10 protein-coding genes are annotated in these 12,184 nt (G+C 73.4%); 6 read left to right on the forward strand and 4 right to left on the reverse strand.

Annotated features, from left to right (window positions below):
• Positions 1-105 precede the first annotated feature (105 nt).
• Positions 106-1,296 (reverse strand): LysM peptidoglycan-binding domain-containing protein, encoded by a 1,191-nt coding sequence (locus ACSQ2D_RS09870; RefSeq protein ID WP_435985778.1) that lies wholly within the window; start codon positions 1,294-1,296, stop codon positions 106-108.
• A 266-nt stretch (positions 1,297-1,562) separates the two neighbouring features.
• Between ACSQ2D_RS09870 and ACSQ2D_RS09875 the strand changes: the two genes are divergently transcribed.
• Complete coding sequence (locus ACSQ2D_RS09875; RefSeq protein ID WP_435985779.1) at positions 1,563-1,961, forward strand: Rv2175c family DNA-binding protein; 399 nt, start codon at positions 1,563-1,565, stop codon at positions 1,959-1,961.
• Positions 1,962-2,034: 73 nt separating this feature from the next.
• On the opposite strand, the gene ACSQ2D_RS09880 is transcribed toward ACSQ2D_RS09875, so the two are convergent.
• Positions 2,035-3,141, reverse strand: a complete 1,107-nt coding sequence (locus ACSQ2D_RS09880; protein WP_435985780.1) for a polyprenyl synthetase family protein — start codon at positions 3,139-3,141, stop codon at positions 2,035-2,037.
• 94 nt (positions 3,142-3,235) lie between these two features.
• Between ACSQ2D_RS09880 and ACSQ2D_RS09885 the strand changes: the two genes are divergently transcribed.
• Positions 3,236-4,144, forward strand: a complete 909-nt coding sequence (locus ACSQ2D_RS09885) for a methylenetetrahydrofolate reductase (RefSeq protein ID WP_435985781.1) — start codon at positions 3,236-3,238, stop codon at positions 4,142-4,144.
• 125 nt (positions 4,145-4,269) lie between these two features.
• Here ACSQ2D_RS09885 and ACSQ2D_RS09890 read toward each other — a convergent pair whose 3' ends face one another.
• Both ACSQ2D_RS09890 and ACSQ2D_RS09895 read right to left on the reverse strand, forming a co-directional pair.
• Positions 4,270-4,815 (reverse strand): hypothetical protein, encoded by a 546-nt coding sequence (locus tag ACSQ2D_RS09890; RefSeq protein ID WP_435985782.1) that lies wholly within the window; start codon positions 4,813-4,815, stop codon positions 4,270-4,272.
• A 152-nt stretch (positions 4,816-4,967) separates the two neighbouring features.
• A complete protein-coding gene (locus ACSQ2D_RS09895; protein ID WP_435985783.1) occupies positions 4,968-5,708 on the reverse strand; it encodes a DUF4126 domain-containing protein in 741 nt (246 codons plus the stop codon).
• 609 nt (positions 5,709-6,317) lie between these two features.
• Between ACSQ2D_RS09895 and ACSQ2D_RS09900 the strand changes: the two genes are divergently transcribed.
• From ACSQ2D_RS09900 to ACSQ2D_RS09915, 4 genes are all read left to right on the forward strand, one after another.
• The gene (locus tag ACSQ2D_RS09900) at positions 6,318-6,776 is read left to right on the forward strand and encodes a DUF6504 family protein (RefSeq protein ID WP_435985784.1); all 459 of its coding nucleotides are present in this window, start codon (positions 6,318-6,320) and stop codon (positions 6,774-6,776) included.
• Between the two features lie 31 nt (positions 6,777-6,807).
• Positions 6,808-7,260 (forward strand): SAV_6107 family HEPN domain-containing protein, encoded by a 453-nt coding sequence (locus tag ACSQ2D_RS09905; RefSeq protein ID WP_435985785.1) that lies wholly within the window; start codon positions 6,808-6,810, stop codon positions 7,258-7,260.
• Between the two features lie 8 nt (positions 7,261-7,268).
• Entirely contained in the window at positions 7,269-11,348 is a 4,080-nt protein-coding gene (locus tag ACSQ2D_RS09910; protein WP_435985786.1) for a DNA polymerase III subunit alpha, read from the forward strand.
• A 63-nt stretch (positions 11,349-11,411) separates the two neighbouring features.
• Positions 11,412-12,176, forward strand: a complete 765-nt coding sequence (locus tag ACSQ2D_RS09915) for a class I SAM-dependent methyltransferase (RefSeq protein WP_435985787.1) — start codon at positions 11,412-11,414, stop codon at positions 12,174-12,176.
• Positions 12,177-12,184: the final 8 nt, after the last annotated feature.

Below are 12,184 nucleotides of genomic sequence, written 5' to 3' on the forward strand. Positions count from 1 at the left end.
GCGCCGGCTCATGCGCACCGCGAGACCTCCGCCCGGCGCTCCGCGGCCGTGGGGCCGTCCGGCGACCACCCCGACGGACGGCCCGGGACGCGGAGCGGCACCCCGTCAGAGGCGGTCGTAGACGGCCAGCACGGTGGCCACGTACTTCTTCGTGTCCTCGTACATGCCCTTGGTGCGGACCGAGTAGAGGCCCTGGTAGTAGCCGGCGATGGCCTGCTCGCGCGAGTCGGCGCTGGCCTGCAGCGCGCGGATGATGAGGACGCCGCCGGTGATGTTGTCCTGCGTGTCGTAGCGGTCGAGCGTCCGGCCCGCGAGCTGCGAGGCCCACGTCTGGGCCACCGGCATCAGCTGCATGACGCCGACGGCGTTGGTGTAGGAGACGGCACGCTGGTACCACCCCGACTCCAGGTAGCCGATGGCGAGGGCCAGCTTCGGGTCGACACCGTGCCGGGTGGCCGTCGCGCGGATCATCGCCGCCGTCTCGGTGCGGCTGGGCACGTCCATGGCCGCGAGCTTCGCCTTGCTCTCGGCGACGGCCTGGGCGGTCTTGCTGGGGTACTGGTATCCCGGGGCGGGTGCCGGAGCGGGAGCCGGCGTCGTCGGCGCGGGCGCCGAGGCGGTGCCGGGGATGACGATCCTCTGGCCCACGTAGATGCGGCTCGCGTCGGGCAGCTTGTTGGCCGCGAGCAGCTTGGTCAGGGACACGCCGTGGCGCTGGGCGATGACGCTCATGCTGTCGCCGGCCTTGACGACGTAGATCGAGCCGGCACCGCTCGGCGTCGTCGGTCCCGTCGTCGGCTTGGAGGGCGTCGGCGTGGAGGGCTTCGGGGTGGCGGGCGCCGGCGTGGCCGGTGCCTTCGCGCCCGGCACGCTGATCCGCTGCCCGACGAAGATGAGTCCCGCGTTGGGGAGCCGGTTCGCGGCGAGGAGCTTGGTCAGGGACACCCGGTACCGCTTGGCGATCCCGCTCATCGTCTCGCCGGAGCGCACCACGTGGATGACGGTGGCGGTCGTGCTCGCCGGACGCGGCTGGGCCTGCGTCGACGAGGCGGACCTGGCGGGGGTCGACGACGGACGGCCGGGGACGAGCAGCTTCTGCCCCGGGTGGATCACGGATCCGCCTGCCGTGAGCCGGTTCTTCTCGACGATCGCCTGGACGGTCGTGTGGTGGGCGATGGCGAGGTGCCAGAGCGTGTCACCCGGGCGGACCGTGACGGTCTTCCACGGCGTGGCGGCCACGGGGGCCACGGCGGCGTGAGCGGGCAGCGCGAGCGCGGCGACGTCGGCGAAGGGCATGGGGTGGAGTCCTTTCCTGGAGCCCGAGCTGAGTTCGATAAGCGTGGAGGGGCGTTCGGAAGGGGTTCGGTGGTGGTGCTGGAGGTTGCTCTGGTGCTGCGGAGGTGCTGTGTGACGCTTGTGAGCGGAGTGGCGCCTGTGACGATAGCGCATAATTGAGCACTAAAGTATAAATACAGCGGTGTAATTCGTCCCTGTCCGCGCCACGGCGGTCCGGCCGGGGAGGTGTGCGCGGACCCGTCGGGACGGTGGCAGACTCTCGTCCTGTGAGCGAGACCCCCGAACCGCAGCCCGACGTGCCCACCTCCCACGACCTCGAGTCGCTCGTCGGGGAGTGGCTGACCGTCCCCGACGTCGCCGAGCGCCTCGGCCTCCAGCTGTCGCAGGTGCGTCAGCTGATCGCCGACCGCGAGGTCCTCGCGGCCCGGATCGGCGAACGGCGCGTCGTCGCGATCCCGGCGAAGTTCTTCGACGAGGCCGGACCCCGGCCGGAGCTGCGTGGCACCTTCACCGTCCTCGCCGACGGCGGGATGGACGACGACGAGATCATCGAGTGGCTGCACACGCCGGACGACACGCTGCCCGTCGAGGGTGCGCCCATCGACGCCATGCTGGCCGGGCACAAGACGGAGATCCGGCGCCGCGCGCAGGAGCTCGCCTTCTGACGCGTCCCGATCGGCCGAAGGCCGACAGGCCGAGGCCCGACAGGCCGAGGGCGTATGCCGTGTGGCCCGGTCGTCAGGACCGGCGCGCGGTCGAGACGGCGACGAGCGCCTCGAGGACGTCGAGCGCCGACGTGTCGTAGGAGCCCGTCGCCCGGGCGCGTTCGACGGCGTGGCAGGCCTCGTCGGCCAGCGTCGTGATGAGGCTCTCGACCCGGTCGACCGCCCCGGTGTCGACGAGGACCCTGCGGATCGCCTCGACACCCGCGAGGTCGAGGTCGTCGCGGCCGAGGAGGCCCTCGACCGTCTCGCGGTCGGTGTCGGACGCCGCGTCGAGGGCGTGGGCGACGAGCACCGTGCGCTTGCCCTCGCGCAGGTCGTCGCCCGCCGGCTTGCCGGTCGCCTCGGGGTCGCCGAAGACGCCGAGCAGGTCGTCGCGCAGCTGGAACGCCTCGCCGAGCGCGAGGCCGTAGTCCGACAGGGGTGCGAGCGAGCCGTCCGGCGCCCCGCCGACGAGGGCCCCGATGAGCAGCGGGTGCTCGATGGTGTACTTCGCGCTCTTGAATCGGATCACCTTGCGGGCCGAGGCGATCCGGGCATCGAGGTCGAGACCGTCCCAGCCGCGGGCCGACTCGAGCAGGTCGAGGAACTGGCCGCCCATGAGCTGTGTGCGCATCGAGTCGAAGAGCTGTCGGCCCCGGGCCAGCTCGTCGGCGGGCAGGCCGCACGTCGCGTACAGCTCGTCGCACCACGTGAGGCACAGGTCGCCGGCGAGGATCGCCGTGCCCTCACCGAAGCGGTCGGCGTCACCCGCCCAGCCACGCGCCTGGTGCAGGGAGGCGACGGCCCGGTGCGCGGACGGCATACCCCGTCTCGTGTCGCTGCGGTCCATGACGTCGTCGTGGAGCAGCGCTGCGCCCTGGAAGAACTCCATGCTCGCCGCCAGGCGCACGAGGGCGTCGGAGTCGGCGCCACCGGCGGCGCGGTAGCCCCAGTAGAGGAAGCCGGCGCGCAGGCCCTTGCCGCCGGTCAGCAGGCCGGACACGGCCGAGACGAGCGGGGCGGTCTCCTCGCCGATCGCGGCCAGCGACTGCGTGGCCCCGGCGATCTGCCCGTCGATCGCCTGCTGCACCCGACGGCGCAGCACGTCGAGGTCGGTGGGGGTCTGCACGGGGTCCTCCATCGAGTCGCGGGAATCGTGGTCAGCCTACGCGGCGAGCGGGTGCGCCCGTGAACAGCCCGGACACCGCGGACGCGCGCGGCTTATGGTGTGCGGCATGGCACACGGCACGGCATCCTCGATGGCGCGGGCGGAGCGGTTCACGCGGTCCATCCCGGCGATGATCGAGGCCGACACCCCGACGTTCAGCTTCGAGTTCTTCCCGCCCAAGGACGACGCGTCCGAGGCGCAGCTCTGGGACGCCATCCGACGCCTCGAGAAGGTCTCGCCGAGCTTCGTCTCGATCACCTACGGCGCCGGCGGCGGCACCCGCGACCGCACCGTGCGGCTCACCCAGCGCGTCCTCGAGGCGACCTCGCTGACGCCCATGGCACACCTGACGTGCGTCGGTCACTCCGTCGCGGAGCTGCGCGGCATCGTCGGGTCGTATGCCGCCGCCGGGGTCCGCAACATCCTCGCCCTGCGCGGTGACCCCCAAGGCGGCCTCGGCCAGCCGTGGGTCGCGCACCCCGAGGGCCTCGACCACGCCGACCATCTCGTCGCGCTCGTGCGCGGCCTCGGCGACTTCACGGTCGGGGTCGCGGCCTTCCCCGACGGACACCCCGAGTCGGGCGACATCAGCGAGGACGCCGAGACCCTGATCCGCAAGGAGCGCGCCGGCGCCGAGTTCGCCATCACCCAGATGGTCTTCGACGTCGACCACTACCTCCGGCTGCGCGACGAGCTCGCCCGGCGCGGGTCGCGGCTGCCCGTCGTCCCCGCGATCATGCCGATCACCAACGCCCGCCAGGTGGTGCGCATGGCGCAGCTCGCGGGTCAGCCGATGCCGACCGCGGTCACCGACCGTCTCGAGCGGCACGGCGACGACGCCGCCGGAGTCCGCGCCGAGGGCATGGCGATCGCCACGGAGGCGTCGCGGCGCCTGCTCGACGAGGGTGCTCCCGGGATCCACTTCATCACGATGAACCGCTCGTCGGCGACGCTCGAGGTCTTCGGCAACCTCTGACCTGCGAGCGAGGCCGAGCCGTCGGAGGCAGCGGCACCGTTGGAGCCAGCGGCACCGTCCCCCACGGCATGGGGACGACCGACCCCCAGGGAGGGGCCGGTCGTCCGGTTCGTGGGCGGGTCCGGTCAGGTGGTGCTCGACGGGGTGGCCGTACCGTCGGGGGAGGCCGGTGCCTCGCCCTGCTGGCCCAGCTCGCCCTGCTGGCCCTGGGGGCCGTCGCCGTCGTGGTCAGCGCCACGGCCGCCGGGTCCGCCCGGGCCGCCCTCCTGGACGTCGGTCACGGTGAAGGACGCGTCGACCTGCACCGTGATGTGCGTGCCGTCGGTGCGCACCATGTGCGCCTCGTAGACGCCGTCCGAGTCGGTCTCGACGCGCTCGATCGTCGCGGTCGGCTCCTTGGCCTCGGCGGCTGCCGTCACCTTGGCGGCGACGTCGCCCGTGAGCAGGGTCTCGTCGGAGCGCATCGGCGTGCTCGGGTCGGTGTTGCCGGCGGTGCTGCCGTCGGCCTGGCGTCCGGCGCTGGCGCCGGGGCCTTCGCCGAGCCGGCCGTAGCTGGTGGCGGTGCCTGTGGCACCTGTCTCGTCCGCGCTCGCGAGGGCTGCCCCGCCGAGCGCGAGCGCCGACGCGGCCACGATGCCGGCTCCTGCCAGCGCGATGGTCTTGTTCCTCATGCGTTCCACTCCTTCGATGGGCCGGCCTCGTGCCAGCTGTGTCCACCGTCGGCAACAGGGCTGTGCCCGCGCCTTCGTCAGGGTGGGGAGGGACTGTGAGACGGCCGCCGTCCTGTGAGTGGCACCCGTCGGGGGCGCGGCCGGACCCTGGCTCAGGAGTCCTGGTCGAAGGGTCGTTCGAACCGCTCGTGCTGCTCCTGCCACTCGTGGCGTTCCCCCCGGGGGAGCGGCTCGGTGGACCCGGCCGACGGGCGCCGCGGGTCTGCCGTGGTGTCGGGCGCTCGGCGGTCGGACGGGACGGCGATGCCCACGCGTTCGCCCCACGCGTCGTAGCGGCGCTTGTAGCGACGGATGCGTCCGGCGAGCTTGTAGACGAGGAAGGCGCCGAGCACGAGGAAGACCAGGGCGATGGCCGCCGCCAGCCACGGGTGCGCGATGGCGAGGGCCGTGACGCCGGTGACCGTGACGTCCTCGGTGGTGCTCACGAGGACGTTGCTCGCGGGCTCGGGGGAGGTGTTGACGGCCGCGCGCAGGCCGGCCTTGATCCCGTGCGAGATGAGGGCCGTGACGCCGCCCGTCGCCGCGCCGACGGCGGCGTCGAGGCTGGCCGTGTCGTGGCCGATGAGGTAGCCGATCGTCGCGCCGACCGCCGGCCTGACGACGGTGTGCACGGAGTCCCAGACGGAGTCGACGTAGGGGATCTTGTCCGCGAGCATCTCGACGACGAAGAGGACTCCTGCCCCGATGAGCACGTCGGTGCGGGCCAGGGCGTTCGGGATCTGGCTCAGGTTGAAGATCTTGTCGGCCAGCCCGAGGACGAGCACGACGGCGTACGCGTTGATGCCGCTGCCCCACCCGGTGGTGAAGGCCATGGGGATGAGCTCGGCGCCCACGACACCCCTTCGGTCGTGCGCCGGTCACGATGGGCCGGTGCGGGTCTGGCCAGGCCGGTCGGCCGAGCCCAGGTCCAACGTCCCTGACGCTCCCGTATTCCCGTGGGCGACGCAACGGGGCGCGCTGGGCTGGCCGGACGGGGGCAGCGGAACGGGCCCGATCCGTGAGCGGACAGGACCCCTGCGCCCCTCCGTTCGCGGACCGAGCCCGCGGCATCACTCTGCCGCTGGGGACGCACACCGACCTGAGCCCGGGTACTCAGATCGGTCCGGACCGTGACGGAACGGGCACGTGCGCCGTGGCGGGCTGCAGCGGTTCCGGATCGCGTGGAGGTGACCCGCGGACCGTCTTGACAGGCTGTCGGCGGCAGGGGTTAGGCTTCGAGTATCGAACAGGTGTTCGAATCTCGTTCTTCCGGGTGAGTGCCGGGGAGGAGGTCCGGGCCGGTGTTCGAGCCAGTCAGTGGTCAGTCAGTGTCAGTCAGTTGTCAGTTCAAGTCGTCGGTTGGTGTCGGGCCGCTCGTGTGGGGCGCGGGTGGTCTGGGTCGTGATGTCCGGCCTCGACGTGTCCGAGGGAGACGTGTCGTGGTGCGCAGGTTCAGTGACGCCGTGCAGGTGAGAGTGCGCGAGCGGGAGCAGCAGGAGCAGGAGCAGTCCGTCGTGGGCCGGTCCGATGGCCGGGTCGCGAGGTCGACCCGGCCGCCCGGGGCCTCGGGAACCACCGGGGCCCCGGGGTCCCCGGTGTCGGAGCCATCGGGATCGCCGGCGTCGCCGGGGGACGGGACCCTCGAGGCGCCACCCGAGGCGTTCATCTGGCGCGGTCGTCTCTACGTCGTGCGTGGCGTCCTCGCCCAGTGGCGCGAGCGGCGGGCCTGGTGGCACGACGCGCTCGAGGCCGACGAGGCGCAGGTGCGTCCCGGCGAGACGCTCGTCGCCGCGGCGAGCGAGCAGCACGTCTGGCGCGTCGAGGCGAGTCCGGGGTGGTCGTTCACGCCCGGGGTCTACGACCTCGCCCACGACGAGTCCCCGCGCGGCGACCGCTGGTCGCTCGTCCGGGTCGCCGACTGAGCCCATGAGACGAGAGAGGAGAGGAACCACCATGACCACCGCCCACGACCTGCGTCGCCCACCCATCTCGGTCGCCGTGCTCGACCTGCTCGAGCGGGGCCGGGCGACCCTCGAGAGCGCGTGCCGCACGAGCGACGCGTCCGAGCGCTACCGCGACGCCCACCTCGGGGCCCTGCGCGCCGCCGCGGCCCTCGTCGCCGCCCGCACCGTGCCGTCGCCCCGCTCGCGACCGCGCAGCGTCTGGCAGGTGCTGCCCGGGGTGGCCCCCGAGCTGGGGGAGTGGGCTGCCTTCTTCGCCGCCTGCTCGGCGCACCGGTCGGTCATCGACCGCGGGGGTCACATCAGCGCACGCGAGTCCGACGACCTGCTGCGCCAGGCCGAGATGTTCCTCGAGATCGTCCAGGACCTCCTCGGCGTCCCCGCGACGATCCCGCTGCCGCAGTCGATCACCCCGGTCTCGAGGAGCCGGGCGAGCGGGGCGTGACGACCGGTATGACCACCATCACCAGGAGCCGCACCAGCAGCGGCACGGCCGGCGGCACCGAGAGCTTCGTGCACCTGCACGTCGCGTCCGGCTACTCCATGCGCTACGGCACGGCCAAGCCGCACGAGCTCGTCGAGCGTGCCGCCGCGTTCGGGCAGCCCGCGCTCGCCCTGACCGACCGCGACGGGCTCTACGGCGCCGTGAAGTTCGTCCGTTCCTGCATGGAGCACGACGTCGCGCCGATCCTCGGCGTCGATCTCGCGCTCGGTCCCGACCAGCCCGAGCGGCGGGGCGGACGTCCCGTGCGCACCCCGGTCCGTGGCGGCGCCCTCGTCGACCCGCGGCTCCCGCGGGTCACGGTGCTGGCCCGGGGCAGCAGCACCGGTCTCGCCCCGGGCGCAGGGTGGGCGGCGCTGTGTCGCCTCGTCACCGCGACCCACCTGCGCGGTGAGCGCGGCAACCCCGTGACGACCACGGCCCTCGTCGCCGAGCACGCGCGCCGGCTGCCCACCCCGTCCGTCCCGCCCGTCCCGCCCGTCCCGCCCGTCCCGTCCGTCCCGTCCGTGCCGTCCGTGCCGTCCTCGGCGGAGGGCGACCGGCCCGACCGACCCGACGGGCGACGCGGACCCGACGGACGAGGCGGACGGCATACGCCATCGGTGGCGGACGGCGGGCCCTCCCGCCTCGTCGTGCTCCTGGGGCCCGACTCCGACGTCGGTCGCGCGGTGCTCGCCAAGCGACGCGACCACGCCCGGGCGGCGCTCGAGCGCTGGGTCGCGCTGCTGCCGCGGGGCGCCGTCGTCGTCGAGGTCGTGTGCCACGGCGGACCCGAGCACCAGCCCGGCAGCCTCGGACAGGCCGGACGCATGCTCGCGCTCGCCCGCGAGGTCGGCGTGCCCAGCGTCATCACGGCCGCGGTGCGCCATGCCGACCCGCAGGACGCCGCCATCGTCGACGTCCTCGACGCCGCCCGCCGGCTCGTCGCGCTCGACGCGCGCCACCTCGACCGCGTCACGACCGCCGGGCACCTCTCGCCGACACCCCTCATGCACGCGCTCGCCCTCGATGTCGTCCAGGTCTCCGGCCCGGGGCTCGTCGGCGGCGGGTCCCTGGCCCGCGAGCAGGCACGTGAGCTGCTCGCCCGCACGACGGCGCTGGCCGCCGACTGCGTCCAGGACCCGCGGGCCGACCTCGGCATCGGCTCGGTCCACCTGCCCGAGCCCGGCGTCCTCGGCATCCGGCCCGGCACCAACCCGCACCGCGTCCTCGCGCGTCGGTGCCGCGAGTCCATCCCGACCCGCTACCCCGCCCGCACCGAGAGCGAGCTCGTCGCCGTCAGCGACCGGCTCGAGGACGAGCTCGGCGTCATCGAGACCCTCGGCTACGCGACGTACTTCCTCACCGTCGCCCAGGTCTGCGACCTCATCCGCGAGATGGGCGTGCGGGTCGCCGCCCGCGGGTCCGGGGCCGGGTCGCTCGTCAACTACCTCCTCGGCATCTCCGGCGTCGACCCGATGCGGCACGGGCTGCTCATGGAGCGCTTCTGCTCACCGCTGCGGGCCGAGCTGCCCGACATCGACATCGACGTCGAGTCGGCCCGGCGCACCGAGATCTACGAGCGCATCCTCGACCACTTCGGCGGCGAGCGGGTCACGTGCGTCTCGATGATGGACACCTACCGGGTGCGCCACGCGATCCGCGACGCCGGGGCCGCGCTCGGGCTCCCGCCGCCCGAGGTCGACGCCATGGCCAAGGCCTTCCCGCACATCGCCGCCCGCAACGTCCGCAACGCCCTGGCCGAGCTGCCCGAGCTGCGCGCGAGCGGCCTCGACGTGCCCCGCCTGCAGCTGATGTTCGACATCGTCGAGCGTCTCGACGGCCTGCCCCGGCACATCGCGCTGCACCCGTGCGGCGTCGTGCTCTCCGACTCGGTCCTGCTCGACCGCACACCCGTCGAGGCGAGCTGGCTCGGCTTCCCGATGAGCCAGTTCGACAAGGACGACGTCGAGGAGATGGGACTGCTCAAGCTCGACGTCCTCGGCATCCGGATGCAGTCCGCGATGGCCCATGCCGTCATGGAGGTCGAGCGCGTCGACGGTGACCACGTCGACCTCGACGACGAGTCGCAGGTGCCCTTCGACGACGAGCCGACCTTCGAGCTCGTCCGCTCGACGAAGACCCTCGGCTGCTTCCAGATCGAGAGCCCCGGACAGCGCGAGCTCATCGGCAAGTTCGGGCCACGCACCTTCGACGACCTCATCATCGACATCTCCCTCTTCCGCCCCGGCCCGGTCAAGAGCGACATGATCATCCCGTTCCTCAACGCGAGGCAGGGCTGGAAGGACCCGTCCTACCTCCACCCGTCGCTCGTCCCGGCGCTCGAGGAGACCGAGGGCGTCGTCGTCTTCCACGAGCAGGTGCTCATGATCGTCGCCGAGACCACCGGGGTGACCCTCGCCCAGGCCGACGAGGTGCGCCGCACGCTCGGCACGCCCGACGGGCAGAAGCGGATCGAGGCGTGGTGGCGACCCGCGGCCCGGGACCGCGGCTATGCGCCCGAGGTCGCCGACAAGATCTGGGAGGTCCTCAAGGCGTTCGCGTCGTTCGGCTTCTGCAAGGCGCACGCCGCGGCCTTCGCGCTGCCGACCTACCAGTCGGCCTGGCTCAAGACGCACCACCCCGCGGCCTTCCTCGCCGGGGTGCTCACCCACGACCCCGGCATGTACCCCAAGCGCCTCATCCTCGACGACGCCCGCACCTTCGGCATCGCGATCCTCGGGCTCGACGTCAACGTCTCGACCGGCGCCTACCGCTTCGAGCGCACCGACGACGGCGGCGAGGCCATCCGGCTCTCGCTCGCCGACGTCCACGGCATCAGCGAGGCCGAGGTGGCACAGATCGTCGCCGGTCAGCCCTACTCCAGCCTGTCCGACTTCTGGCAGCGCGCCCACGTGTCGCGGCCCGTCGCCGAGAAGCTCGTGCTCGCAGGAGGATTCGACTCGCTGCACGACATCGACCTCGGTGGTCCCTCCCGCCTCGACGAGAGCGGGTCCGGGGTCGTGGGCCGGGCGCGCGGCGGCCTCGGCCGTCGCGGTCGGGTCACCCGGCGCGACCTGCTGCTCCACGTCGCCGAGCTCGACCGCTGGTCCTCCTCGCAGCGGTCGTCGCGCCGGTCCTCCCAGCGGGTCTCGGCCGCGAGCCGGTCGTCGGGACCTGGCTCGTCACGGGGCCGGGTCACGTCCGTCTCCGCCACGGGAGACATCCGGGCCCTCGCGGCCGCCCAGTCGCAGGCCTCCGCCGGGGCGCCCGCGCAGATCGCGACCCAGCTGACGCTCGACCTCGGCGACACGCCACGGCTCTCCGCGACGAGCGGCCTTCCCGAGATGACCGGCCCGGAGCGCGTCCGGGCCGAGCTCGAGGTGCTCGGCCTCGACGCGAGCGGTCACGTCGTCGACTTCTACGGCCCGCTGCTCGACGCGCTCGGCGTGACCCGGGCGCGCGACCTGCTCTCCGGCCGCAGCGGCCGCGAGGTGCTCGTCGCCGGGGTCAAGGTCGCCACCCAGACCCCGCCGATCCGCACCGGACGCCGCGTCGTCTTCCTCACGCTCGACGACGGCACCGGCCCGGCCGACCTCACCTTCTTCGAGGACGTCCAGGGCCCGTATGCCGCCACCGTCTTCCACTCGTGGCTGCTGCTCTGCCGAGGGGTCGTGCGACGCACCGGCCCACGCGGCGTCTCCATCCGGGCCACCGGTGCGTGGGAGCTCTCGGCCCTGCAGGACGCGTGGACCTCCGGAGGCATCACCGCCGTCCGTGACGCGCTCGAGGCCGCAGACCGGTCGGCGTGGGAGCGCGCCACCGCGCTCGCCGGACCCGACGGGGCGAAGGCCGGAGTCGGTGAGGGGCCGGACGGCCGGCGGGTGCTCGTCCATGCCTCGGGCTTCAAGCAGTCGCCCTACGCCGACATCAAGCCGGCGGGTGACGACGTCCGGGGACCGCGCGGCACGAGCGGGCTCGTGCCCACCGAGACCGTGGGTGGCCCGCCACGCAAGCTGTGGCACGCGAGTCCGGGAAGCTCGGGGCACTAGGGTGATGACGCACACGAACCACACGCGGCACCACGCGTACCACGTTCCCAGACGGAGGATCCCGTGCCCGACGAGCAGCGCCCCCAGCGACGTGGAGGGGTCCGGCCGTCGGCCGTCGTCTCGGCCGTGGGTCGCATCGCCGACGAGTGCTCGCAGCGCCTCGGCCGTCCGCTCGAGGTGCTCGACCTCGGGGGCGGCACCGGCGGCGTCGCCGTCCCGCTCGCCGAGGCCGGTCACCGCGTCACCGTCGTCGACCCCAGTCCCGACGCGCTCGCATCGCTCGCCCGCCGGGCCCGCGAGGCCGGCATCGTCGACCGCATCACCGCGGTCCAGGGCGACGGCGACTCCCTCGGCTCCGTCCTGGCCGGGCGTCACGTCGACCTCGCCTGCTGCCACGGCACGCTCGAGTTCGTCGACGACCCCGCGGCCACGCTCCACGCCATCGCGCAGGCGCTGGGCGAGGGCGGTGTCCTGTCACTGCTCGTCTCCGGCCGCCTGTCCGTCGTCTTCGCCAAGGCCATCGCCGGTGAGTTCGGTCAGGCCCGCGCCGCCCTCGTCGACCCGTCCGGTCGCTGGGGGAGCACCGACCCGCTGCCGCGCCGCTTCGACGTCGAGCAGCTCGAGACGCTCCTCGCCGACGCCGGCTTCACCGACGTCCGGGTGCGCGGCACCAACATCCTCGGCCACCTCGTCCCGGCCTCGCTCATCGACTCCGAGGCCGACCGTGTCGCCCTGGCCGAGCTCGACGAGCTGCTCGTCACCGGTCCGGGACGCGAGTTCCTCCGGACCCTCGGCAATGCCCTCCACGTCGTCGCGCGTCGCGACTGACCGCGCTG

Origin of the sequence: Terrabacter sp. LjRoot27, assembly GCF_964254175.1 — a bacterium.
In the GTDB taxonomy this organism is placed as follows: domain Bacteria; phylum Actinomycetota; class Actinomycetes; order Actinomycetales; family Dermatophilaceae; genus Terrabacter.

What these genes read in the sequence shown, in the direction of transcription:
- ACSQ2D_RS09870 (WP_435985778.1), bottom strand. Translation starts at nt 1,296, where the DNA reads ATGCCCTTCGCCGACGTCGCCGCGCTCGCGCTGCCCGCTCACGCCGCC.
- ACSQ2D_RS09890 (WP_435985782.1), bottom strand. Translation starts at nt 4,815, where the DNA reads ATGAGGAACAAGACCATCGCGCTGGCAGGAGCCGGCATCGTGGCCGCG.
- ACSQ2D_RS09910 (WP_435985786.1), top strand. Translation starts at nt 7,269, where the DNA reads ATGACCACCATCACCAGGAGCCGCACCAGCAGCGGCACGGCCGGCGGC.
- ACSQ2D_RS09880 (WP_435985780.1), bottom strand. Translation starts at nt 3,141, where the DNA reads ATGGAGGACCCCGTGCAGACCCCCACCGACCTCGACGTGCTGCGCCGT.
- ACSQ2D_RS09885 (WP_435985781.1), top strand. Translation starts at nt 3,236, where the DNA reads ATGGCACACGGCACGGCATCCTCGATGGCGCGGGCGGAGCGGTTCACG.
- ACSQ2D_RS09905 (WP_435985785.1), top strand. Translation starts at nt 6,808, where the DNA reads ATGACCACCGCCCACGACCTGCGTCGCCCACCCATCTCGGTCGCCGTG.